This window comes from Pseudonocardia thermophila (assembly GCF_900142365.1).
Lineage (GTDB): Bacteria > Actinomycetota > Actinomycetes > Mycobacteriales > Pseudonocardiaceae > Pseudonocardia > Pseudonocardia thermophila.
The window spans coordinates 290,675-313,820 of sequence record NZ_FRAP01000004.1; the positions used below are offsets into that span (position 1 = coordinate 290,675).

Consider the following 23,146-nt stretch of genomic DNA (forward strand, 5'->3'; position numbering starts at 1 on the left):
GGTGACGTCGCTGCTGTCGGTCGCCGCGTTCGACGTGTGCGGCGCGCTCCCCACCGGCACCACCGTGCTCGAGGCCAGCGCCGGCACGGGCAAGACGTACACGATCGCGTCGCTGGCCGTCCGCTACGTCGCCGAGGGCCACGCCGAGCTACCTGAGCTGATGCTGGTGACGTTCGGCCGCGAGGCCACCCAGGAGCTGCGGGAACGGGTCCGCGAGCGGCTCGGTGCGGCGGAGCGGGCACTGCGCGACCCGGCCGCGGCGCGCGCATCGTCGGACGCGGTGATCGCGCTGCTCGCGGCCGTCGACGACGCCGAGGCGGCCCGCCGCCGGGAGCGGCTCACCCGCGCGCTCGCCCAGTTCGACGCGGCCACGATCGCCACCACCCACCAGTTCTGCCAGCAGATGCTCGCAGGGCTCGGCGCGGCCGGCGACCGCGATCCCGACGCGGTGTTCGTCGAGAGCATCGAAGACCTGATCACCGAGGTCGTCGACGACTTCTACGTGCGCAAGTACGGCGACCGCTCGGCCGGCACCCCGGCGTTCACCCGCGAGGAGGCGCTGAGGCTTGCCCGGATCGCCGTGGGCGACGGCCAGGCCCGGCTGGAACCGCGCGACGCGGAGCCGGGCAGCACCGCCGACGTGCGCTACCGGTTCGCCACGGCGGTGCGCGCCGAGGTGGCCCGGCGCAAACGGGAGCAGCGCATCTACACCTTCGACGACATGCTCACCCGGCTCGCGGCCGCGCTCGCGGACCCGGCGCGGGGGGCGGCCGAGAGGCTGCGGGCCCGGTTCCGGGTGGTGCTCGTCGACGAGTTCCAGGACACCGACCCGGTGCAGTGGGGCATCCTGCGCCGCGCGTTCCACGGCCACACCACGCTGGTGCTCATCGGCGACCCGAAGCAGGCGATCTACGCGTTCCGCGGCGCCGACGTGCGCAGCTACCTCGACGCCACCGAGGTCGCCGACAGCCACGCCACGCTCGCCACCAACTGGCGCAGCGACGCCCCGCTGCTCGACGCGCTGGCCCAGGTGTTCGGCGACGTGGCCCTGGGGAACGAGCGGATCACCGTGCACCCGGTGGGGGCGGCGCACACCGGGCAGCGGATCCCCGGCGTGCCGTTCCGGGTGCGGGTGCTGGGCCGAGTCGGACTGCCGGCGGCGAAGAGCGGACTGGTGTTCGCCAAGGAGGCCCGCCGGGCGGTGGCCGCCGACGCGGCCGCGGACATCGCCGAGCTGGTCGCCGGGGACACGGTGGCGCCCGGCGACGTCGCGGTGCTGGTGCGCACCAACGACCAGGGGGCGCTGATGCACGACGCGCTGCGCGCCGTCGGGGTGCCGGCGGTGCTGACCGGCACGTCCAGCGTGTTCGCCACCCCTGTGGCCACGGAGTGGCTGCAGCTGCTGGAGGCGTGCGAGGCGCCGCGGGCGAGCCGGCTGCGCGGGGCCGCGCTGACCTGCTTCCTCGGCCACACCGTCGAGGAGCTGTGCGGCCCGGACGCCGACCAGCTGCTCGACCGGATCGGCGGCCAGGTGCGGGCGTGGGGATCGCTGCTGCGCGAGCGGGGGGTGGCAGCGCTGCTGGAGGCGGTCACCACCGACACCGGGCTCCCGGAGCGGTTGCTGCGGCAGGCCGGCGGTGAGCGCACCCTCACCGATCTGCGGCACATCGGCCAGCTGCTGCACGAGGCCGCGACCACCGGACACCTGGGCCCAGCCGCGCTCGCCGACTGGCTCGGGCACCGCATCCGCGAGGCCACCTCGGGCAACCGGGCGGAAGCCGGTGCGGGCAGCGCACGCAGCCGCCGGCTGGAGTCCGACGCGGCCGCCGTGCAGATCATCACGATCCACCGCAGCAAAGGGCTGGAGTTCCCGGTCGTCTACGTGCCGTTCGGGTGGGACCGCAATGTCCGCGATCCCGACGTGCCGCTGCTGCACGACGCAGCCGGGGCGCGGGTGCTCGACGTCGGCGGCCCGACCGGCGAACGGTTCCGCGACCACGTGGCCGCGCACAAGTTCGAGGAGGCCGGCGAGGATCTGCGGCTGCTCTACGTGGCGCTGACCCGGGCGCGCAGCCGGGTCGTCACGTGGTGGGTGCCGGCCACGACCACGGCCACGTCACCGGTGCACCGGTTGCTGATCGGGCGGCCCGCGCCGGGCACGGTCCCCGAGCTGGCCTACCGGGTACCCGCCGACGATGCGGCGCTGCAGGCGCTGCGTGCACTGGAGTCGCCGGTGCTGGCGGTGGAACCGGTGCGGCCGCGCGCGGTCGTTCCGCCCGCGGTGCCCAGCGACCCGGCCGACCCCGAACCGCTGGTGGCCGCCCGGTTCGACCGCGAACTCGACCTGCGCTGGCGCCGCACGTCGTATTCGGCACTCACCGCGGGTGCGGGCCACGGGCCGGGCGTGGGCAGCGAAGCCGACACGCGCAGCACCGACGACGAACCCGGCATCGACGCCGACCTGGACCAGCATCCCGTCGACGAGCTGGAGGTCGCCGTGCCCGCACCGGTCGGCAGTGCGGCGGCCGCGATCCCGTCGCCGATGGCGGAGCTGCCCACGGGTACCGGCTTCGGCACGCTGGTGCACGCCGTGCTCGAGGCGGCCGACCTCACCGCTGCCGATCTCGGCGCGGAGCTGGTGGCGCAGTGCCGGGCCCAGCTGGCCCGCCACCCCGTCCCCGGCCTGGAGGCGGAGACACTGGCCGCGGCGCTGCGCCCGGCGGTCGAGACGCCGCTGGGGCCACTCGCCGACGGGTTGCGGCTGGCCGACGTCTCCCCGCGCGACCGGCTCGCCGAACTGGACTTCGAGCTGCCGCTCGCCGGTGGGGACACGCCGCGTCCGCGGGACGTGCGGCTCGGCGAGCTGGCCCCGCTGCTGCGCAAGCACCTGTCCGCGGCCGATCCACTGGTCACCTACGCCGACGTGCTGGCCGACCCGGAGCTGCAGGACCAGCCGCTGCGCGGCTACCTGACCGGCAGCATCGACGCGGTGCTCCGGCTGCCCGGGCCGCGGTTCCTCGTCGTCGACTACAAGACGAACTGGCTCGGCACCGCGCCCGGTGAGCCGCTGACGGCCGCGCACTACCTGCCGCCGCTGCTGGCCGGCGCGATGATCGCGGCGAACTACCCGCTGCAAGCGCTGCTGTACGGAGTGGCGCTGCACCGCTACCTGCGCTGGCGGCTGCGCGACTACGCCCCCGAGCGGCACCTGGGCGGGGTGCTGTACCTGTTCGTGCGGGGCATGTGCGGACCGGCCACCCCCACCGTCGACGATGTGCCGTGCGGCGTGTTCAGCTGGCACCCACCGGCAGCGTTGATCACCGAGCTCTCCGACCTGCTGGACGGTGCTCGGTGACCGCCGCGCTGGACGTCGGGGATCCGCGGCTCGCCGTCGGCGCCGGTGGGCTGCTGGCGGAATTCAACCGGGCAGGCGTGCTGGAGCCCGCCGACGTGCACGTCGCCGCCCGGCTGGGCCGGTTGGGCGGCGAGGAACGGCAGGAGGTGCTGCTCGCGGCGGCGCTGGCGGTGCGTGCGGTGCGCCTGAGCTCGGTGTGCCTGGACCTCGCGACAGCCGACCACACCGTGCTCGGCGAGGGCGACGAGGTCCTCGACACCTCGGTGCTGCCGTGGCCGGAGCCGGCCGCGTGGCTGGCAGCCTGCCGAGCGTCGCCGCTCGTCGCGGTGGGAGCGGACGCGCCGTCCGGGCGGCCGCTGCGGCTGGTCTCCACCGGTGCGGCGCACCTGTTGTACCTGGAACGGTACTGGCACGAGGAGGAGCTGGTCCGCACCTCGCTGCAGGAGCGCGCCGCCATGGAGCCGCCGCCCGTCGATCTGCTGGCGCTGCAGGCCGGGCTCGACCGGTTGTTCCTCGAACCGGACGCGGTGCGGCAGCGGCAGGCAGCGGCGGTCGGGGTGCTGCGCCGGGTCACCGTGCTCGCCGGCGGTCCCGGCACCGGGAAGACCACCACCGTGGCACGGCTGCTCGAGCTGCTGGCCGAGCAGCCGGCCGTCGGGCGGATCGCGCTGGCAGCGCCCACGGGCAAAGCGGCGGCGCGCCTGCAGGAAGCCGTCACCGAGGTGCTGCCACCGCACCTGCGCAGCCGGGTGCCGGAGGCGTCGACCCTGCACCGGCTGCTGCGCTGGCACCCCGCGCTGGGGTTCCGGCACCACCGCCACCACCATCTGCCGTACGACGTCGTGGTGGTGGACGAGACGTCGATGGTGTCGCTGTCGATGATGGCGCGGCTGCTCGACGCGGTGCGGCCCGCGGCGCGGCTGGTGCTGGTGGGCGATCCCGACCAGCTGGCGTCCGTCGAGGCCGGGGCGGTGCTCGGCGATCTCGCCCGCGCACCTGGGCGGCCCGAGCCGTGGCTGGACGCGCGGCTGGCCGAGATGGGTGTGCCCGGCGGTGTCGTCCACGGGGTGGTCACGCTGGAGCACGTGTGGCGGTTCGGCGGGGCGATCGCCGAGTTCGCCCGCGCGGTCCGCGACGGGGACGCCGACGCCGCGGTGGACCTGCTGCGCCGCGACGATCCCGCGCTGCAGCTCGTCATGCCGCCAGAGGAGGATCCGCGCGCGGTCGACGCGGTGCGTGCGGACGTCGTCGCGGCGGGGCGGGCGCTGATGGAAGCCGCCGACGCCGGGGACGCGCCCGCGGCCGTCGCGGCGCTGGACGAGCACCGGGTGCTGTGCGCGCACCGCCGCGGCCCGTACGGGGTGTCCCGCTGGACCGCGGAGATCGAACGCTGGCTCGCCGCGGACCAGCCGCACCGCCCGCGCGGCCCCTGGACGCCCGGCCGCCCCGTCCTCGTCACGTCGAACGACTACGACATCGGCCTGTTCAACGGGGACACCGGCGTCGTCGTGGCCGGCCCGGACGGGCCGCGGGTGGCGTTCGCCCGCGGTGGAGCGCCGCAGCTGTACGCCCCGGCCCGCCTGCCCGAGGTCACGACCGTGCACGCGATGACCGTGCACCGCGGGCAGGGCAGCCAGTTCCGCCGCGTGACGGTCGTGCTGCCGCCGTCGGAGAGCCCGCTTCTCACCCGTGAGCTGCTCTACACCGCGGTCACCCGCGCCCGCGCGTCGGTGCGGATCGTGGGCACCGAGGAGTCGGTCCGCGCCGCCGTCGCCCGCCCGGTCGCCCGCGCGAGCGGCCTGCGCGACCGCCTCGCCTGAGCACGGGGGTGACGCCGGGACCGGGCCCGCGCGGCGCGAGTTACCCCGACGGGCCGCGCGAGTTGCCCCAACGGGCAGCGCGAGTCACCCCAAGGGGACGCGCGAGTTACCCCCACGGGCCGCGCGAGTCACCCCAAGGGGACGTGCGAGTTGCCCCGACGGGGAGGGCGTGTTGCCCCCGCCAAGACCGCGAGTTTGCGGTTTCCAGGACTGCGAGTCGTTGATCGTCTGGCCGCGAGTCGTGGTTTCGTGACGGTCGGATGTGGCCCCCAGGCCCGCTAGGAGCCACGCGCCGGACGCCCGGCACCGAATCCCCATCTCCGTGTGTCAGCAGATCCGCAGCTCGCCGTCATCGATTCCCCGACTCGCCGTCAGGAAAGGACAACTCGCCAGTCAGGATGGGAAACTCGCGCGTCCCGTCGGGGCGACTCGCACTGCCCGTCGGGGCAACTCGCACGTCCCCTTGGGGCAACTCGCGCGGCCCGTCGGGAGAACTCGCCGGGGCGTTACCGCAGGCCGCCGATTCCGCGAGCCGAGTCCCACGAGCCGAAGTCCGGGCGCTCGTGGTCGGCCGGGCGCGGGGCCTCGCAGCCCTTGGCGTGCAGGAAGGAGTGGCGCCAGGTGATCGTGCCGTCGGGGTGGGCGTGATCGATGTGGGCGAGCCGCACCACGGGCTCGGCTTCGCCGATCTGGCCGCAGCACCGCTCGCACAACATGATCATGATGTCCTCCAGCCCACTCGGGTACAGGGCCGGGCACCGGGGTCCACGTCGACTCGGTTCACCCGTTCGGTGGTTCACGCTTCCCGGCCATTGAATCGCCAGAGCGCGGTCAACGGGATGTGGCATCGGCCACGCTTCCTTGCACCCAACAAACATCCCCAGGTGAGCGCATGATCAGCGGCCGGGCCGCGAGCAATCACACAGATCGTTCAACCGACGAGGATCGGCTTCGCGGCCGCTCGCCGCAATGCCCGGTACAGCACAGCGGGCTCGCCCAGACGGCGGCGCAGGGCCCGTTCGAGGCCCGCGATCGGGTACAGGTTCTGCGGGGCACGTGCGTCCTTGTACGCGGTGGAGGCGTAGCGGACGAGCGTCGCCTGGCTGAGCGCCGCCAACTCGACGGACGCCGGACCGGCCGGGGCCTCCACCCGCACGACACCCGCCCACGGGGCACCGGCCGCGCCGGGCAGCCGCAGGTACCAGGTGTGCCGCTCCCACGACGTGCCGAGTGCGAACACCGGCGTGCGCTGTCCCGGCTCCAGCGCCGCCACGACCCCGCCGAGCTGCGGCGGCAGGTAGTCGCTGCGGTGGCTCTTGACGAACCCGATCGCGCGCGGCAGGTGCGCCCGCCCGCGCAGCGGCCCGTCGACGACGAGCAGGTCACCGGCCTCCCCGACCCCTTCCCGGGCGCGCTCGGCCACCTCCAGCTCGACGTCGCCCAGCGCCCGCTGCAGCGCGAGCGTCAGCAGCTGCATCGGTGCGACGTCGGCCCGCTCGGCCGTCGGCACCGCCGTGTACGTGCCCGCGGACGTGACGATGTCGACGGCGTCCCGCGCCGTGGTGAACAGACCTCGGCGGACCTGCGGCACCACCAGGTGCGCGCCCTGGTCGGGGCAGCAGCACATGACACCGGCGGCGTACGACGCGCACAGAGCGGGCGCGCTCTCCCTGCCCTGGTCCACCCACACCTGGGCGTCGACCCGCCGCACCCCGTCGACGAACAGCACCGCCGACGGCGGCACGACCGGCACCGGATCGATCGGCGCCCACCGCGCGGCCGGCACCTCGACATCGGGATCGACCAGCGCCGACGACGCGCCCAGCTCGGTGTCGAGCCCCGTGCCGTAGCTCGGGTCCCACGGGTCGACGGTGAACTTCACGGACTCTCCCGCTCCACCGTGGCCGTGCGCTGGTCGCGCCGCACCGCGAACCGGACCGGCACCCGCTCGGCCAGCGCCGGCACGTGCGTGATCACCCCGACCATGCGGTCACCCGCGGCGGCGAGGTTCTCCAGCGTGCTCGCGACGACGTCGAGGTTGGTGTCGTCGAGGGTGCCGAAGCCCTCGTCCAGGAAGATCGACTCGAGGCGTGCGGCCCCGGTGGCGGCCAGGTTCGAGATCTGCGCGGACAGCGCCAGTGCGAGGGCCAGGCTGGCCTGGAACGTCTCCCCGCCGGACAGGGTCTTGACCGGACGGCGGGAGTCGGCGTCGGCGTGGTCGACGACGAGGAACTCGCCGTTGTCGTGGGTCAGCTCGAACTGCCCGCCCGAGAGCTCGGCCAGGCTCCGCGACGCATCGGTGACGAGCGCGTCGAGCGCCGAGGCCACGAGCCAGCGCGGGAACTGATCGGAGCGCAGCAGCCCGCCGAGCATCTTCGCGACCTGGTGCGCCTCCTCGGCGCGGTCCCGCTCGGCGACCAGATCGGCGACGGCCGCGCGGCGCTCCACGATCCGCTCGTGCGCGGCCCGCGCCCGCGTGGCCCCGGTGGCCACCGCGGTGATCGCCCGGGTGGGCTCGGCCGCCAGCTCGTCGGCGAAACCGTCGGACTCGGCGATCACCCCGTGCTCGGCCAGCTCGGCGGTCAGCCGCCGGGCCAGCTCCCCCACCCGCTCCCGCGCCGCAGCGGCCGCCCGTTCCGCCGCCTCCACCTGCGCGGCCCGCTCGGCACGCGCGGTCTCCGCCCACCCGAGCAGCGCTGCCCACGCCTCCGGCAGCCCGCCGGCCGCCCCGTCCCCCTCGTCGAGTTCCGGCGCGCCGAGCGCGACGAGGGGGTCCCGGGCGGCGCGCAGGACCCGCCAGCCGGCCGCGACGGCGCGTTCGACGTCGGCCGCGGCGGTGTCGGCGATCCGCTGCTCGCGCCGCGCGGCACGCAGCTCGGCATCCGCGGCCTCCGCGGCCCGCTCGGCCGCGGTCACCCTGGCCAGCGCGGCCTGGGCCGCCTGCGGTGACGGGGCCCCGTCGAGCGCGGCCCGCAGCGCCTCGATCCGCCGCTCGATCGCAGCGACGGCAGCACGCGCCTCCTGCTCGGCCCGGGCGGCGGCGGTCTCCGCGCTGCGCCGCTCCGCGACGGCCCGCTCCGCTGCGCGCAGCGCCTCCTCCGCGCTGAACCGCTCCTGCTCGGCGGCGGCCGCGGCGGCGGTGGCCGCGGGCAGCTGCGCCTCCCGTTCGGCGGCTTCGGCGGCGGCCCACTCCAGCAGCGCCGCCCATCCGCTGAACGGGTCGTCCTCGGCGGCCGGGGCGCCGAACGGGACCAGCGGGTCTCGGGCGGCGCGCAGCGCGGCGGCGGCCCGGGCGGCTTCGGCTCGCACGTCCTCGACGGCGGCGGCCGCGGTCGTGACGGCGGTGCGCGCGGCCGTCACCGCGACGGCGGCGCGCTGCTGCTCGGCTTCCACCCGGTCGAGCGCGGCGACGGCGGCGGCGTGCGCGGCCTCGGTGGTGATCCCGGTCTCGGCCAGGCCCGCCTGCAGCCGCTCCACGACGGCGGCCTGGCGGGTCACCTCCGCCTCTGCCCGGCTGAGCGCCGCGACGGCGGTGGCGTGCGCGGCCGTGGCTCGCTCGTGCTCCTGCTCGGCCGCGGAGAGGCGCGCCTCCGTGTCGGTCTCGGGAGCCTCGTCGGCGGGGGGCACCGTCGCGACGGTCTGCGCGCAGACCGGGCACTCCTCCCCCGCCACGAGCGATGCGCGCAGCGTGGCCGCGAGCCCGGACCGGACGGCGGCGGTGTGCGCGGCGCGGGCGTGGTCGCGCCGCTCCCGGGCGGCGGTGACGGTGGTGGCGGCGGCGTCGACCGTTCGGCGGGCCTGCTCGACCGCGGCTGCAGCGGCCGTGTGCGCCTGCTCGGCAGCGGCCAGATCGGCGAGGTCCCGGCGCACCCGGTCCAGCACGGCCCGCGGCAGCACGTCCGCTCCCGCGGCCCGGGCGGCCGCCTCGGCCCGCTCGGCGGCCGCCAGCTCGGCGACCGCCCGCTCGTGCTCACGGACGGCGGCCTCCTCGCGGCCGCGCAGCGCGTCGAGCCCCGCGGGCGCGGTCAGGCCGCGCAGCGCGGCGCGTTCTGCGCGCAACCGCTGGGCGTGCTCGTCCGCGCTGCGGTGCGCGGCCACGGCGGCGTCGACGGCGGCCCGCGCCGCGCTCTGCACGGCCAGTGCGTCGACCGCGTCCCGCTCCGCCACCGTGTACTCCGACGTCGCCTTGGCCAGCCGGTCCTGCGCGCCGGGCAGCTCCGCGACGGCGGCGGCCAACTCCTCGTGGTCGTGCAGCACCCGCTCCAGCCGGGCCCGGGGCGGCTCGGCGGCCAGCGCCGCGCGCGCTGCGGTGTCGGCCTCCTCCGCTCGGGCCAGCGCCGCGGCGGCTCTGCGCGCCGCCTCGACCGCCGACGCGCGCCGGGCGCCCAGCTCGGCGAGCCCTTCCGGTGCCCGCACCGCGGACAGCCGCGCGATCTCGTCGTGCAGCCGATCGAGCCGCTCGGCGGCGCCGCGCTGCTCCGCGAGCGCCGCGGACAGCTCCGGCACCGCCGCGGCGACCCGCTCGGCCAGCGCTTCCAGCTCCGCCACCCGGGCCGCGGCCGCCTGCTCGGCCTCGGCGGTGGCGTCGGCGTACCCGGCCAGCTGCTCTTCCAGCACCTCGGCGCGCTGGCGCTGGGCCGCGGCCTCGGCGTTGGCCTCCTTCGCGATCCGCTCGTAGACGTCCAGGCCGAGCAGCCGGACCAGCTTCTCCTGCCGTTTGCGCGGCTCGGCGTGCAGGAACTCGGCGAACTCGCCCTGCGGCAGCACCACGCAGGTGCAGAAGTCGGCGAACGTGAGCCCGAGCAGCTGCGTGACCGCCGCGGTGGTGTCGCCCGCGCCGTCGGCGATCGGCTCGGTCTCCTCCTCCGCCGCGCCCGTGCCGGAGGGGTCGCGCAGCCGCTCCAGCCGCGCGCCGCGCACCGACACCGACCCGGACGCGGCCCGCCGCAGCTCCCGGGCGACGACGTAGCGATCGCCGCCCACGTCGAACACCAGCCGCACGGCGCCCCGGTTCTGGGTGGGGGCCAGCGCGTTGGCCACCGACCGCGGGTTGTCCCAGCGCGGCACGGAGCCGTAGAGGGCGAACGTGAGCGCGTCGATCACCGTGGACTTGCCCGACCCGGTGGGCCCGACCAGCGCGAAGTAGTCGGCGCCGGTGAAGTCGACGAGGGTGTGCTCGCGGAACGCCGCGAACCCCGTCATCTCCAGCAGGACCGGCCTCATCCACCCGCCACCTTGTCGTGCAGCCTGCGGAACAGCTCCTCGACGCGGGGGTCCTCGACCGAGCGGGTACCGAGGTACTCGTGGAACAACTGGGCCGGCGTCGCCGCGGCGGTGCTGGGCCGCGACCGCGCGGGGGTGACCGGAGCGGCGAACTCGGGATCGATGCGCACCTCGAGCGCGTTCGGGAGCACCGCCGTCACCTCCTCCCGCAGGCCGGCCCGCGCCGGCTCCTTGACGTACACCCGCAACCAGTCGTCGCCGACGGTATCGGCGAGTTCCGACAGTTCCGCGACGGTGCCGCGCACGGTCCGCAGGCGCCGCCCCGACGTGATCGGGATGTCGGTGACGGTCGCCGGCACGCCAGGCGCGGCCTCCACCAGGCAGACGACGGGGGCGTTGTCCTGCTCTCCGAAGTCGACCGCGAGCGGCGCCCCGCTGTAGTGCACCGGCGCCGGGGCGGGCAGCTGCTGGCGGCGGTGCAGGTGCCCGAGCGCCACGTAGTGCGCCTCCACCGGGAAGATGGTCGCCGGCACCGCGTACTCGAAGATCGTCTGCGCGGCCCGCTCGCCGCCGCCGAGCTTCCCGTCGAGCACGGTCAGGTGGCTCATCACGATGTTGACGGCGTCGTCGCGGAACCCGCTGGTCAGCGACTTGAGCACGGCACGCAGCTGCTGGTCGTAGGTCCCGGTGTTCTCCGCGGCCGTGTGCGTGATCAGGTCGACGGCGCGCACCGCGTAGCGCTGCGACAGGAACGGCAGCACCGCCAGCGTGCCGCGCTCGCCGGTGCCCCGCGCGGTGAACTCGATCAGCCCGCCGCGGTCGGCCGTGCGCACCGAGCCGACCAGGGTGATCCCGGCGGCGTTCGCGAGCGGGCGGTAGGCGTCGATCATCGACGGGTTGTCGTGGTTGCCGGCGATCGCGTAGACCTCGGCGCCCGTGCTGGCCAGCCCCATCAACGTGCGCACGACGAGGTGCTGGGCCTGCGCGGACGGTGCGGCGGAGTCGTAGAGATCGCCCGCGACGAGGACCGCGTCGGGCTCGTGCTCGCGGGCGATCGCCACGATCTCCCGCAGCACCTGCTCCTGCTCGTCGAGCCGGCTCCGGCCCTTGAGGGTCTTGCCGACGTGCCAGTCGGACGTGTGCAGCAGTCGCATCGCGCGCCATCGTATGGGCCGGCACCGACACGGTCGCGGAGGCGCCCCGTGGGCGGCGGTGGGCGGTCGGTTCGCTAGCGTCGGCGGCGCGGAACGGGAGGAGGCAGCGTGCCGGTCGTGCAGATCTGGACCGACGGCGCGTGCAGCGGCAACCCCGGCCCCGGTGGCTGGGGCGCGGTGCTGCGCTACGGCACCGCGGAGAAGGAGCTGTACGGCGGGGAGGGCGGCGCCACCACGAACAACCGGATGGAGCTGACCGCGCCGATCAAGGCGCTGGAGACGCTCACCCGCCCCTCCGTGGTGGAGATCTGGACCGACTCGACGTACGTGCGCAACGGGATCACCAGCTGGCTGCCGAAGTGGAAGGCCAACGGCTGGACGACCGCGGCGCGCACCCCGGTCAAGAACGCCGATCTGTGGCGGCGGCTCGACGAGGCGGCCGCTCGGCACACCGTGTCGTGGCACTGGGTGAAGGGCCACAACGGCCACCCGGAGAACGAACGGGCGGACCGCCTGGCCCTGCGCGGGCTCGAGGAGGCCCGCCGCGAGCGGAGCTAGAACACCAGCAGCGTCACGACGAGCAGCACGGCCACCAGCCCGGCGCCGAGCACCACGGCGGTGACCCGGTCGAGCGCGGGCCGGCGCGTCGACGGGAGGGCCAGCTCCTCGACCAGCACCGGGTTGGGCGGGCGGACCCGCTGCAGCGGCACGGTCACCGGCGCATCCTCGTCCGGTGGGGCACAGCGCTGCGCGGGGATGAGTGCTACCAGGTTCGCCGGGATCGGCTCGGTGGCCGGTTCGCCTCCGTCCGGGTGGCCCTGTGCGGGGATCACGTTGATCTGTTCGGCTGGTCGGCCGCACCCGTTACACACCCTGGGTCACCGACCGGCTACCGCACGGAGCGAATGCGGTAGACCAGCACGGCCCCGACCGCCCCGACGACGGCGGGCACCCCGCACAGCGCCGCGTACCCGCCGGGCCCGGTGACCAGCGCCGCCGCCACGACCGGCGCGAGCACCTGCGGCAGCGAGCTGGCGATGTTGAGCACACCGAGGTCGCGGGCCCGGTCGGCCGCCGCCGGCAGCACCTGGGTGAGCAGGGCGAAGTCGACCGCGGAGCAGGTGTCGAAGCCCAGCCCGAGCAGCACGGCCGCGACCAGCACCCCGCTCCAGGTCAGCCAGCACGCCATGAGCACCGCGGCGCAGGCCATCAGCAGCGCACCGCCGCAGACGAACGCCCGCCTGCGGCCCAGCCGGTCCGACGCGATCCCGGACACCAGCGACGCGACGAGCACCGCCGCCAGGTTCACGCCGGTCGCGATCGTCACGGCCGTCTTCGAACCGGCCACGTGCACGACGTCGGCGAGGAAGTACAGGTACGGCAGCGCGATCGCGGTGCCCAGGTCGACCAGGAACCGGGTGACCCACGCCCACCCGGAGTCGGGGTGGCGGCGCGGGTCGATCCAGAAGCCGGCGAGGAACGAGCGCCACTCGGAGCGGGTCGGCGCCACCGGCCGGGCCCGCGGCCGGCTCAGCACGAACGGCAGCCCGGCCAGCAGCAGGAACGCAGCGCAGCCGAGGTACCCGGGGGCGGCGGCGTCGCCGAGGTGGGCCAGACGGGTGTCGATCGCGACCCCGACGATCAGCGCGAGCCCGGACCAGCCGGCCGCGGTGCCGCGCTGCCGCACCGGCACCTGATCGGGGACGGTGGCCGAGGGCGCGGCGTGGGCAGCGTTGAGCGCGGCCTGCACGACGCACCACCCGAGCACCGGCCACCAGCGACGCGCCCCGGCGAGCAGCACCAGCCCGGCCGCACCGCCGGCGAACCCGGCCGCGACCCACGGCACGCGCCCGCCGAACCGGGACCTCGCGCGGTCGCAGAGCGCGCCGAACACCGGGTTGGCCACCAGCGAGGCCGCCGCGCCCAGACCGAGCACCAGCGCGAGCGCACCCTCCTTGCCGGGCCCGGCCACCGCTTCGGCCTGCATCGGCAGCAGCACCTGGATCGCCCGAACAGGCCGGCGAACAGGCCCACCCACGCCGGCGCGAACCGCAGGATCCACCGGCCGCGGACGGGCTGCACCGGTTCGTCGATCAGCTGCTGAGACGGGTGACCGCCTCAGCGCCCACCGGTCACCACCCGTCCTCGTGCACGGCCCCATCGTCGCGAACGGGCCCGGCCACGGCGAACGCAAGCGAGCGGGCGCTTGCGGCGGCCCCGGTCGCGTCGGGGACGATCCCCTGGTGACCAGCACCCGCGTCCAGGCCCGTGGCGCGGACCTGCGCGCATGGACCACCCGGCTCGCCCCGGCCGCTGTGTACCTCGCGGTGCGCGGCGTCGGACTGGTGGTGCTGGCGATCATGGCCGCCCACGACGGCACGACGCTCGTGGAGCGGCTCACCAGCTGGGACGGCGCCTGGCTGCTCTCCATCGCCCGGCACGGTTACACCGACCTGCCCGCCGACCACGTCGACGCGTTCGGCAACCGCACCCCGGTCACCCCGTACGGCTTCTTCCCCGGCTATCCGCTGCTCGTGTCCGCGGTCGGGTCCCTGACCGGTGGCGACCTCGTGGCCGCCGGCCTGGTGGTGTCGCTCGTCGCCGGGATCGGGTCCGCGTACGGGCTCACCGCGCTCGCCGCCGCGGTGCCCGGCGGCTCGCGGCGGGCCGGGCTGGCGCTGGTGGCGCTGTTCGCGGCGATGCCGATGGGTGTGGTGCTGTCGATGGCCTACACGGAGGCGCTGTTCTGCGCGCTCGCCGTGTGGGCGCTGGTGGGCGTGCTGCGCGAGGACTGGCTGCTGGCCGGGGTGTGCGCATTCGGCGCGGGGCTGGTGCGGCCCACCGGCAACGCGGTGGCCGCCGCCGTCGTGCTCGCCGCGCTGGCCGCGGTCGTGGCGCGCCGCGGCGGCTGGCGGCCGTGGGCCGGCGCGCTGCTCGCCGGGGCGGGCATCCTCGGCTACCTCGCCTACGTCGGCGTGCAGGCGGGCAGCTGGGACGGCTGGTTCCGCATCCAGCGCGAGGGCTGGGGCTGGTACTTCGACGGCGGCCGCGGCACCGCGGACTTCGTGGCCGGCGTGCTCGGCGGCGGGGACCGGCTGTTCGACGTCGTCGTCGTGGCGGCGCTGATCGCGACGATCGTGCTGTTCGTGATCTGCGCGGCGATGCGGCTGCCCTGGCCGCTGCTGGTGTACGCGCTGGTCGTGCTGGTGACGGTGTGGGGCACCGAGGGTCTGATGAACGCCAAGCTGCGGCTGCTCGTGCCGGCGTTCGTGCTGCTCGTGCCGGTGGCGATCGGGCTGGCGCGGCGGCGGACGAGCACCGTGGTGGCGGTGCTGACCGGGCTCGCGCTCGCATCCGCGTGGTACGGCGGCTACGCCCTCACGATCTGGCCGTACGCGGTGTAGGTGGCGGCCGGCTCGGGGAGTCGCGGGAAGGCGCAGCCTTGATGGCGCCCGGCTCCCTCGTCGCCGAGCGCGGCTCCTGCGCTCCTGAACGACCGCCGTGGCCACCTCCCGGTAGTGCTCGGGCCCGGTGCGGTGAGGTGCGGCTGCGCCACCTCACTCCTGCGGCTGCGGTTTCTCCGCCCGGCGCGGGCTGCCCGTCAGCGAGCCCGCGTGCGCCACGAGCGTCGGGTCCTTGCGCGTCTTGATCAGGCTGGCGACGGTGACCACCGCCAGGACGCCGACGATCACGCCCAGCGAGAGCGGGGTGGGGATCTCCGGCACGGCCGGGGAGACGTCGACGTGCAGCCAGTGCAGGATCAGCTTCACCCCGATGAACGCGAGGATCAGCGAGAGCCCCGTCGACAGGTACACCAGCCGGTCGAGCAGACCCTTGACCAGGAAGTACAGGGCGCGCAGGCCGAGCAGGGCGAACGCGTTGGCGGCGAACACGATGAACGCGGAGTCGGTCACCCCGAACACGGCGGGGATCGAGTCCAGCGCGAACAGCAGGTCGATGCCGCCGATCGCGACGAGCACGATCATCAGCGGCGTGACCATCCGCCGCCCGTCGACCCGGGTGAAGAGCTTGCCCCCGTCGTAGGCGTCGCTGATCGGCAGCACCCGCCGGGCGGTGTTGACCACGATGTTGTTCTCGACGTCGGGGTCCTCGTCGCGGTGCCGGAACAGCTGCACGGCCGTGTAGAGCAGCAGCAACCCGAACAGCAGGAACACGAACGACGCCAGCGACAGCAGCGCGGCCCCGATCGCGATGAAGACCACCCGCATGACGAGAGCGAGCACGATGCCGAAGGTCAGCACCTTCTGCTGGTGCTCCTCCACCACCGCGAACGTCGACATGATGATCACGAAGACGAAGAGGTTGTCGACCGACAGGCTCTTCTCGACGATGTAGCCGGCGAAGAACTGGGTGCCCGCGTCGGCGCCGTAGGCCAGCAGGAACCAGACACCGAAGGCCACGGCGACGCCGACGTAGAACACCGACCAGGCCGTGGCCTCCCGGAACCCGACGCGGTGCGGCCGCAGCCAGCCGAGCGCCAGGTCGAGCGCGAGCAGAGCGAGGATCAGCGCGATCGTCACGATCCAGGTGAGCGTGCTGATCTCGATCATGCGCCGATCCTCCGCTCTTCTTTACCGACGCTTTACCAACGTCAGCCGACGCCCACGGGTTCCCGCGGACCGACCGCCGGTAGACCGGCGAGCACCGACCGGATCAGCGCCGGATCGTCCGTCGTGATCTCCTGCGCCCCGACGGCCAGGCTCGCGTACAGGTCGGCGGCCGTGTCGACCGCCCACACGCGCGCCCGCGAGCCGCCCGCGATCCAGGCCCGGACCTGTTCGGGGTAGGCGGCCAGGTAGTCCGTACCGGGGCCGGCGATGCCGACCGAGCCGTCGGCGAGCCGTTCGGTGCCCGCCTCGTACTCGAGGTCGACCAGCTGGCACAGGTACCGGCCCGGCACGACGTCGAGCAGGTAGCCGACCGCGTCGGCGTCGAAGCTCATGAACGACACGTCCACGTTGGCCAGCCGGCTGCGGTGCGGGGTCCAGCCGCGCCTGCCGAGCACGGAGAGCACAGCGTCCTCCAGCGCGGGCCCCTCCTGCGGCTCCTCGTGCTTGAGCTCGACGGCCAGCCCGACCGGGCGGTTCGCCGCGAGCAGCAGCTCGAGCAGGTCGTCGAGGGTCAGGAGCTGGTCGGCGAGCACGGCGCCCTCCGGCAGCTCGACGCCCTTCCAGGTCCAGATGTCCAGGTCGCGCAGCTCAGCAAGGGTCCGCTCGCGGACCGGCCCGAAGCCGTCGCTGGTGCGGTCGAGGGTGTGGTCGTGGATCACGACGACCTCACCGTCGTCGCTGAGGCGCACATCGCACTCGACACCGTCGGCGCCGTCGGCGAGTGCCTGCAGGTAGGCGGCCCGCGAATGTTCGGGGAAGCGAGCCGATGCGCCGCGGTGGGCGTACACAAGGGTCACTGGACCTAGGCTAACGCGACGTGCGCACCGTTCTCCTCGACCTCGACGGAACCCTCGCGGATTCAGCGTCACAGATCATCGAGCACCTGGCGAAGGCCATGGTCGGTGCCGGGGTGCCCGTTCCCGAGAAGGCGGTGCTGGACACGCTCGTCGGGCCGCCGTTCGAGACCGCACTGCCCGCGCTGGGCGTGAGCATCGAGGCCACGCGCGAGATCATCCGCGCCTACCGGCGCTCCTACGACCCGGTCGCGGCCCGCACGACCCCGCTCTTCCCCGGCGTGCCCGAGACGCTCCAGCGGCTGCGCGCCGGCGGGCTGCGGCTGGCCCTGGCGACGTCCAAACCGGAGCACCTCGCCCGCCGCATCGTCGCCACCACCGGGATCGACGTCCACCTCACCGAGATCGGCGGTGCCGACGACACCGTCGGGCGGGTCGGCAAGGCGAAGGTGGTCGCGGACGTCCTGCGCCGGCTCGAGATCGACCCGGCCACCGACCCGGTGATCATGGTCGGCGACCGTAGCCACGACGTCGACGGTGCGGCCGCGAACGGCGTGCGGACCATCGGCGTGGGCTGGGGCTACGCAGTGCCCGGCGAGTTGACGGGCGCGGTCCTCGTCGTGCCCGACCTGGCCGCGCTGGAGGAGACGCTGCTCGGCGACGAGATCTGGGAGCGCCCCGCCGCCGCCTGACCGGACGGGTACGTCGCCTGGGCCAGCAGCGCCGCCGAGCCCGGCGCCGACGAGATCGCCGCCCTGCACGTCGCTGCGACGACGTGGTTCGGCCTGCCCGCACCCGCGCTGCAGCCGGTCTGGCGCGCCACCCCTCCCCCGGTTGCCGGCCGTGATCACCGGCGAGAAGGATGACCGGGCGACGAAGGGAGGGGAGCTCGATGGCGGAGTTCGTCGGTGCCGTCGACCAGGGCACCACCAGCACGCGCTTCATGATCTTCGACCACGACGGCAACGAGGTGGGCCGCCACCAGCTCGAGCACGAGCAGATCCTGCCGCAGGCGGGCTGGGTCGAGCACAATCCCGTGGAGATCTGGGAGCGCACGTCCGCGGTCATCCAGACAGCGCTGAACACGACCGGCCTGACCGCCGCTGATCTCGTCTCGCTCGGCATCACCAACCAGCGCGAGACCACCGTCGTCTGGAACCGCAGGACCGGCCGGCCGCTCTACAACGCGATCGTCTGGCAGGACACCCGCACCGACCGGATCGCCACCGCGCTGGAGCGCGATGGCCGGGGCGCCGTCATCCGCGCGAAGGCCGGGCTGCCGCCCGCGACGTACTTCTCCGCCGGCAAGATCCAGTGGATCCTGGAGAACGTGGACGGCGCCCGCGAGGCCGCCGAACGCGGCGAGGCGATCTTCGGCACCACCGACACGTGGCTGCTCTGGAACCTGACCGGCGGCCCCCGCGGGGGCGTGCACGTCACCGACCCGACCAACGCCAGCCGCACGATGCTGATGAACCTCGAGACGCTCGACTGGGACGACGAGCTGCTGTCGTTCTTCGGCATCCCGCGGCAGATGCTGCCGGAGATCCGACCGAGCAGCTGCCCCGGCGACGGGTACGGGCGGACGCTGCCCATCGGGCCGCTCGCCGGCGAGGTGCCGATCAACGGCGATCTCGGCGACCAGCAGGCCGCCACCGTCGGGCAGGTGTGCTTCGCGCCCGGCGAGGCGAAGAACACCTACGGCACCGGCAACTTCATGCTGCTCAACACCGGGACCGAGCCGGTGCGCTCGTCCTCGGGGCTGCTCACGACCGTCTGCTACCAGTTCGGTGACGAGCCCGCGGTGTACGCGCTGGAGGGCTCGATCGCCGTGACCGGCTCTGCCGTGCAGTGGCTGCGCGACCAGCTCGGCATCATCTCCGGGGCCGCGCAGAGCGAGGACCTGGCCCGGCAGGTGGAGGACAACGGCGGGGTGTACTTCGTGCCCGCGTTCTCCGGCCTGTTCGCGCCGTACTGGCGCTCCGATGCGCGCGGGGTGATCGTGGGGCTGTCCCGCTACAACACCAACGCGCACCTGGCCCGGGCCACGCTGGAGGCGATCTGCTACCAGAGCCGCGACGTCGCCGAGGCGATGGTGGCCGACTCCGGCGTCGCGCTGGACGTGCTCAAGGTCGACGGCGGCGTCACCGCCAACGAGCTGTGCATGCAGATCCAGGCCGACGTGCTCGGCGTCCCGGTGGTGCGGCCGGTCGTCGCGGAGACAACCGCGCTCGGTGCGGCCTACGCCGCCGGGCTCGCCACCGGGTTCTGGAGCTCCACCGACGAGCTGCGCGCGAACTGGAAGGAGTCCAAGCGCTGGGAGCCCCGGTGGAGTGACGCGCAGCGCACGGAAGGGTACGAGCGCTGGAAGAAGGCCGTCGCGCGGACGTTGGACTGGGTAGACGTCGGGTGATGCCCCGGCCAGGAGCCATGCGGTAAGGAGCCAGAGGATGAGATCGGTCGCGCTGTCCCCCGCCTACCGCGAGGCCGCGCTGCAGGCGATGCGGTCGATCGAGCTCGACGTGCTGGTCGTCGGCGGCGGCGTCGTGGGGTCCGGGGCCGCGCTGGACGCAGCCACTCGCGGGCTCGTCGTCGGGCTCGTGGAGGCGCGCGACTTCGCCTCCGGCACGTCCAGCCGGTCGTCGAAGCTCATCCACGGCGGCCTGCGCTACCTGGAGATGCTCGACTTCCGACTGGTCCACGAGGCGCTCACCGAGCGCGGACTGCTCATCGAGAAGCTGGCGCCGCACCTGGTGCGGCCGGTGCCGTTCCTCTACCCGCTCACCCACCGGGTGTGGGAGCGGTTCTACGCCGGCGCCGGCGTAGCGCTCTACGACGTCCTGGCCCGGGTGTCCGGCCGCAGGGCGGGGCTGCCCATCCACCGGCACCTCACCCGGCGCGGTGCGCGGCGGCTCGTCCCGGCGCTGCGCAAGGACGCGCTGGTCGGTGCGCTGAAGTACTACGACGCGCAGGTCGACGATGCGCGGCACACGCTGTTCGTCGCACGCACCGCCGCGTCGTACGGAGCGCACGTCGCCTCGCGGGCTCGGGTGATCGGGCTGCTGCGCGAGGGCGAGCGGGTCACCGGGGCGAAGGTGCGCGACCTGGAGTCCGGTGACACGTTCGACGTGCGCGCCAAGCAGGTCGTCAACGCCACCGGCGTGTGGACCGACGAGACGCAGGCCATGGCGAACGAGCGCGGGCAGTTCCACGTGCGCGCCTCGAAGGGCGTGCACCTCGTGGTGCCGCGCGACCGCATCCGCGGCGACGCCGGCCTGATCCTGCGCACGGAGAAGTCGGTGCTGTTCGTGATCCCGTGGGGGCGGCACTGGATCATCGGCACCACCGACACCGACTGGCGGCTCGATCTCGCCCACCCCGCGGCGAGCGCCGCCGACATCGACTACCTGCTCGACCACGTCAACGCGGTCCTGGAGCAGCCGCTCACGCACGAGGACGTGGAGGGCGTCTACGCCGGGCTGCGGCCGCTGCTGGCCGGTGAGTCGGAGTCGACGTCGACGCTCTCGCGCGAGCACGCGGTGGCGCACACGGTGCCCGGCCTGGTGGTCGTGGCCGGCGGCAAGTACACGACCTACCGCGTCATGGCCCAGGACGCGATCGACGCCGCGGTGTACGCGCTGGACAAGAAGGTGCCGCCGTCGGTGACCGCGGACGTGCCGCTGCTGGGCGCGGAGGGGTACGCAGCGCTGCGGAACTCGCGCAACGTGCTCGCGCAGACCTACGGCCTGCACGTCGCGCGGATCGATCACCTGCTGGGCCGGTACGGGTCGCTGATCCACGAGGTGCTCGCGCTCGTCGCCGACGATCCGAGCCTGGCCGAGCCCGTCACCGGTGCGCCGGACTACCTGCGCGCGGAGCTCGTCTACGCGGCCTCGCACGAGGGTGCCCGGCACCTCGACGACCTGCTCGCGCGCCGGACCCGCATCTCGATCGAGACGTTCGACCGCGGGCTCGGCGCGGTCGAGGAGGCCGCCGAGCTGGTCGCGCCCGTGCTCGGGTGGAGCCGCGCGCAGATCGACCGCGAGGTGGAGCACTACCGCAAGCGCGTCGAGGCGGAGCGGGAGAGCCAGCGCATGCCCGACGACGAGACCGCGGACTCCGCCCGCATGGGCGCCCCGGACGTGGTGCCGCTGGTGTGAACGTGCCTCGCGCCGAGGACGGCGTCGGCGGGGTCGAGTCGCCCTGTCGATCACGCACGACGTCGTTCTCGACGAGGATTACGGTGGTCCGGGTGGGCGATCTGCTGACCATCGACGACATCCGCGCCGCGGCCGCGCTGATCGACGGCCGGGTGCTGCGCACCCCGACCCTGCCCTCCCCGGGCCTGTCCGCGCTCCTCGGTGTGCCCGTCACGGTGAAGCTGGAGCTGCTGCAGCACACCGGCTCGTTCAAGCCGCGCGGGGCGTTCGCGAAGATCCTCGGTCTGTCCGCCGCCGAGCGCGGAGCGGGCGTGGTCGGGGTGAGCGGCGGCAACCACGGCATCGCCCTCGCCGAGGTCGCCGGCCGGTTGGGCGTGCGGGCCACCGTCGTGATGCCGGAGTCGGCGCCTCCGCGGTCGATCGAGACGGCCCGCGCTGCGGGCGCCGACGTGCGGCTCACCCAGGACATGGCGGCGGCGTTCGCGCTGATGGACGAGCTGGTCCAGGCCGGCGCGACGCTGGTGCACCCGTTCGACGACCCCGCCGTCGTGGCCGGGCAGGGCACCGTCGGGCTGGAGTTCGCCGAGGCCGCCCCCGACGTCACCGACGTGCTGGTGAGCGTCGGGGGCGGCGGGCTGATCTCCGGCGTCGCGACCGCCTTCCGCGCACTCGTGCCCGGCGCGCGCGTGTGGGGCGTGGAGACCGAGGGGGCCGACGCGATGAGCCGCGCGCTGGCCGCCGGCGGGCCCGTCGACGTCGCGCTGACCTCGCTCGTCACGACGCTGTCCGCCCCACGCGTCTCACCGCTGACCTACGACCACGTCGCCGCGCTCGTCGAGGACGTGGTCGTGGTACCGGACGCCGAGGCCGTCGCGGGCACGATCACGCTGGCCGAGCAGCAGAAGGTGTGGGCCGAGCCGGCCGCCGGGTGCCTGGTGGCCGCCGCCCGCACCGTGCTGGAACGGGTCGGCCCCGGCGCCCGGCTCGGCCTGGTGATCTGCGGCGGCAACGCGACGGTCGCCGACGTGGCGCGCTGGTCCGCGGACCTCAGGTGAGGTGGGTCAGGAACCAGTCGCGCTGCACCGGGCTGGACTGCTTGAACGCGTCACCGACGTACGCGTCGAAGTGCCCGCCGGGCAGGAGCAGCAGCTTCTTCGGCTCCGCCGCCTGCTCGAAGGCCTTCAGCGCGATGTCGGCGGGCGTCAGGTGGTCGCCGGCGGCGACGACGAGCAGCAGCGGCGTCGGGCTGATCAGCGGGAGGTAGAAGCCCGGCTCGTAGGCGAGGAAGAGGTCGACCGAGCGCAGCGTGACCTCGTTGCGCCAGGTCTTCGCCCGCTCGCGGATCGGGCCGAAGAAGAAGTCGTGCGTGTCCGCGGTGGGCAGCACGCACTGCTCGTCCGGGCTCTTCTCCCACGTCACGGGGATCATGCCCGGCTTCTCACCCTGGTAGCGCGCGACGCGGTCGGCATCGAGCGCCTGGCGCAGCGCGGCGAAGTGGTCCGAGCGGATCAGCCGGCGGGCGTTCTCGCTCCCGCTGATCAGCGGCACCTGGGAGACCACGCACTTGACCCTGCGGTCGATGGCCGCCACGACCAGGACGTGCGCACCGGAGTAGCTCGAACCCCAGATGCCGATGCGGTCGGCGTCGACGTCGTCGCGCAGGCTCGCCCAGGTGATCGCCGCCCGGTAGTCGTTGATCTGCTGCCACGGGTCGATCTCGCCCGGCACGGGCTTGTCGCTGTCGCCGAGGTTGCGGTTGTCGTACACCAGCACCGACAGGCCCGCGTCCGCGAACACCTCGGCGAAGTCGTCGAGGTGCATCTCCTTCGTCGCGGAGAACCCGTGCGCCATCACGACGGTCGGCGTCGGGCCGGTCGCCCCGTCCGGGCGGTAGAACCAACCCCGCAGCGTCACGCCGTCGTCAGCCGGGAACGAGATGTCCTCGCGCATGGCCTCCTCCTCGTCATCGTCGTCGTGGAAGGACCTTCAGGCTGTCGACCGGCCGGTGC

The 23,146-nt window shown here is 74.4% G+C and carries 17 protein-coding genes; 8 read left to right on the forward strand and 9 right to left on the reverse strand.

Annotated elements, in window-relative coordinates:
• Position 1: 1 nt before the first annotated feature.
• Both BUE41_RS07715 and recD read left to right on the forward strand, forming a co-directional pair.
• Entirely contained in the window at positions 2–3,355 is a 3,354-nt protein-coding gene (locus BUE41_RS07715) for a UvrD-helicase domain-containing protein (RefSeq protein WP_084754564.1), read from the forward strand.
• The gene (gene recD, locus BUE41_RS07720) at positions 3,352–5,175 is read left to right on the forward strand and encodes an exodeoxyribonuclease V subunit alpha (RefSeq protein WP_234997044.1); all 1,824 of its coding nucleotides are present in this window, start codon (positions 3,352–3,354) and stop codon (positions 5,173–5,175) included. Before BUE41_RS07715 ends, recD begins: the two co-directional genes overlap by 4 nt.
• A 506-nt stretch (positions 5,176–5,681) precedes the next feature.
• Here recD and BUE41_RS07725 read toward each other — a convergent pair.
• From BUE41_RS07725 to BUE41_RS07740, 4 genes are all read right to left on the reverse strand, one after another.
• The gene (locus BUE41_RS07725; RefSeq protein WP_073456248.1) at positions 5,682–5,897 is read right to left on the reverse strand and encodes a hypothetical protein; all 216 of its coding nucleotides are present in this window, start codon (positions 5,895–5,897) and stop codon (positions 5,682–5,684) included.
• Positions 5,898–6,106: 209 nt separating this feature from the next.
• Positions 6,107–7,057 (reverse strand): hypothetical protein, encoded by a 951-nt coding sequence (locus BUE41_RS07730; RefSeq protein WP_073456250.1) that lies wholly within the window; start codon positions 7,055–7,057, stop codon positions 6,107–6,109.
• The gene (locus BUE41_RS07735) at positions 7,054–10,398 is read right to left on the reverse strand and encodes an AAA family ATPase (RefSeq protein WP_073456252.1); all 3,345 of its coding nucleotides are present in this window, start codon (positions 10,396–10,398) and stop codon (positions 7,054–7,056) included. The genes BUE41_RS07730 and BUE41_RS07735 overlap by 4 nt, the downstream gene beginning before the upstream one ends.
• A complete protein-coding gene (locus BUE41_RS07740; protein WP_073456255.1) occupies positions 10,395–11,552 on the reverse strand; it encodes an exonuclease SbcCD subunit D in 1,158 nt (385 codons plus the stop codon). Before BUE41_RS07740 ends, BUE41_RS07735 begins: the two co-directional genes overlap by 4 nt.
• A 117-nt stretch (positions 11,553–11,669) precedes the next feature.
• Here BUE41_RS07740 and rnhA point away from each other — a divergent pair, with 117 nt between their 5' ends.
• Positions 11,670–12,110, forward strand: a complete 441-nt coding sequence (gene rnhA, locus BUE41_RS07745) for a ribonuclease HI (protein WP_073456351.1) — start codon at positions 11,670–11,672, stop codon at positions 12,108–12,110.
• Here rnhA and BUE41_RS30690 read toward each other — a convergent pair.
• Complete coding sequence (locus tag BUE41_RS30690; RefSeq protein WP_159444874.1) at positions 12,107–12,268, reverse strand: hypothetical protein; 162 nt, start codon at positions 12,266–12,268, stop codon at positions 12,107–12,109. The genes rnhA and BUE41_RS30690 overlap by 4 nt on opposite strands.
• 173 nt (positions 12,269–12,441) lie before the next feature.
• Complete coding sequence (locus tag BUE41_RS07755) at positions 12,442–13,539, reverse strand: MFS transporter (protein WP_143172019.1); 1,098 nt, start codon at positions 13,537–13,539, stop codon at positions 12,442–12,444.
• A gap of 256 nt (positions 13,540–13,795) precedes the next feature.
• On the opposite strand from BUE41_RS07755, the gene BUE41_RS07760 reads away from it, so the two are divergent.
• The gene (locus BUE41_RS07760) at positions 13,796–14,956 is read left to right on the forward strand and encodes a hypothetical protein (protein WP_073456260.1); all 1,161 of its coding nucleotides are present in this window, start codon (positions 13,796–13,798) and stop codon (positions 14,954–14,956) included.
• A 153-nt stretch (positions 14,957–15,109) separates the two neighbouring features.
• Here BUE41_RS07760 and BUE41_RS07765 read toward each other — a convergent pair whose 3' ends face one another.
• Positions 15,110–16,123 carry a TerC family protein gene (locus BUE41_RS07765; RefSeq protein WP_073456262.1) on the reverse strand — a complete coding sequence of 338 codons (1,014 nt, stop codon included), beginning with the start codon at positions 16,121–16,123 and terminating at the stop codon, positions 15,110–15,112.
• A gap of 41 nt (positions 16,124–16,164) precedes the next feature.
• On the reverse strand, positions 16,165–16,980 hold the full coding sequence (locus BUE41_RS07770; protein WP_073456264.1) for a glycerophosphodiester phosphodiesterase: 816 nt from the start codon (positions 16,978–16,980) through the stop codon (positions 16,165–16,167).
• A gap of 20 nt (positions 16,981–17,000) precedes the next feature.
• Between BUE41_RS07770 and BUE41_RS07775 the strand changes: the two genes are divergently transcribed.
• The 4 genes from BUE41_RS07775 (at position 17,001) to BUE41_RS07790 (ending at position 22,192) form a co-directional block, all read left to right on the forward strand.
• Complete coding sequence (locus BUE41_RS07775; RefSeq protein WP_073456265.1) at positions 17,001–17,669, forward strand: HAD hydrolase-like protein; 669 nt, start codon at positions 17,001–17,003, stop codon at positions 17,667–17,669.
• Between the two features lie 200 nt (positions 17,670–17,869).
• Positions 17,870–19,390 (forward strand): glycerol kinase GlpK, encoded by a 1,521-nt coding sequence (gene glpK / locus BUE41_RS07780; protein WP_073456267.1) that lies wholly within the window; start codon positions 17,870–17,872, stop codon positions 19,388–19,390.
• Positions 19,391–19,427: 37 nt separating this feature from the next.
• Positions 19,428–21,137, forward strand: coding sequence for a glycerol-3-phosphate dehydrogenase/oxidase (locus BUE41_RS07785; RefSeq protein ID WP_073456269.1), 1,710 nt, complete (start codon positions 19,428–19,430; stop codon positions 21,135–21,137).
• A gap of 92 nt (positions 21,138–21,229) precedes the next feature.
• Complete coding sequence (locus BUE41_RS07790; protein WP_234997046.1) at positions 21,230–22,192, forward strand: threonine ammonia-lyase; 963 nt, start codon at positions 21,230–21,232, stop codon at positions 22,190–22,192.
• Here BUE41_RS07790 and BUE41_RS07795 read toward each other — a convergent pair.
• Positions 22,185–23,087 carry an alpha/beta hydrolase gene (locus BUE41_RS07795; protein WP_073456271.1) on the reverse strand — a complete coding sequence of 301 codons (903 nt, stop codon included), beginning with the start codon at positions 23,085–23,087 and terminating at the stop codon, positions 22,185–22,187. The genes BUE41_RS07790 and BUE41_RS07795 overlap by 8 nt on opposite strands.
• Positions 23,088–23,146 lie beyond the last annotated feature (59 nt).

What these genes read in the sequence shown, in the direction of transcription:
- BUE41_RS07725 (WP_073456248.1), bottom strand. Translation starts at nt 5,897, where the DNA reads ATGATCATGTTGTGCGAGCGGTGCTGCGGCCAGATCGGCGAAGCCGAG.
- BUE41_RS07735 (WP_073456252.1), bottom strand. Translation starts at nt 10,398, where the DNA reads ATGAGGCCGGTCCTGCTGGAGATGACGGGGTTCGCGGCGTTCCGCGAG.
- BUE41_RS07740 (WP_073456255.1), bottom strand. Translation starts at nt 11,552, where the DNA reads ATGCGACTGCTGCACACGTCCGACTGGCACGTCGGCAAGACCCTCAAG.
- BUE41_RS07755 (WP_143172019.1), bottom strand. Translation starts at nt 13,539, where the DNA reads ATGCAGGCCGAAGCGGTGGCCGGGCCCGGCAAGGAGGGTGCGCTCGCG.
- BUE41_RS07765 (WP_073456262.1), bottom strand. Translation starts at nt 16,123, where the DNA reads ATGATCGAGATCAGCACGCTCACCTGGATCGTGACGATCGCGCTGATC.
- glpK (WP_073456267.1), top strand. Translation starts at nt 17,870, where the DNA reads ATGGCGGAGTTCGTCGGTGCCGTCGACCAGGGCACCACCAGCACGCGC.
- BUE41_RS07785 (WP_073456269.1), top strand. Translation starts at nt 19,428, where the DNA reads ATGAGATCGGTCGCGCTGTCCCCCGCCTACCGCGAGGCCGCGCTGCAG.
- BUE41_RS07795 (WP_073456271.1), bottom strand. Translation starts at nt 23,087, where the DNA reads ATGCGCGAGGACATCTCGTTCCCGGCTGACGACGGCGTGACGCTGCGG.